General features: G+C 42.9%; 1 protein-coding gene. It reads right to left on the reverse strand.

Annotation, left to right across the window (positions count from 1 at the left end; translation table 11 throughout):
- Positions 1 to 164: 164 nt before the first annotated feature.
- Positions 165 to 508: REP-associated tyrosine transposase (locus C2M36_RS10105; RefSeq protein ID WP_234399150.1), on the reverse strand; the 344-nt coding region annotated here is incomplete at its 5' end.

Below are 508 nucleotides of genomic sequence, written 5' to 3' on the forward strand. Positions count from 1 at the left end.
GTCAGATTCCCGGCAATTGCTTCAGCCTTGCGCTTTTGTCAGGCTAAAGCCTGACCTACAACAATGGATTTTCGGCATCAATTGTCGGCCCCAAAGGCCGACCTCCATCGGTGCAGGATGACTTCTGTAGGCGAGGCTTTAGCCTTGCAAAAAAATCGGGCCAGTTATAAATAAACCGAATCCCAATATGGATAATCTTTGATATTACTGACAATACCATTGCGAATTGGGTTGGCGACAATATAGCGTGCAATATTTTTCCTGTGCTCCTCACTTCTTAAGGCGTGATCATAAAAACCTCTTTGCCATATATTTCCATCTTTGCCCAAATTTTGAGTGATTCGTTTAGCGGTAAATCCCTTCAAATGTTGTACGCAGGAGCTTAGATCATGTTTTTTAATCACGATAAGTCCATGGAAGTGATCTGGCATTAGTACCCAAGTCAGCCATCGACAACAAGTAGCCTGCTCATTGTAATCGATGCTGGAACAAAACAATTGTGCAAGTT

The sequence above is a fragment of the Pseudoalteromonas sp. T1lg75 genome, assembly GCF_002964705.1.
GTDB lineage: Bacteria > Pseudomonadota > Gammaproteobacteria > Enterobacterales > Alteromonadaceae > Pseudoalteromonas.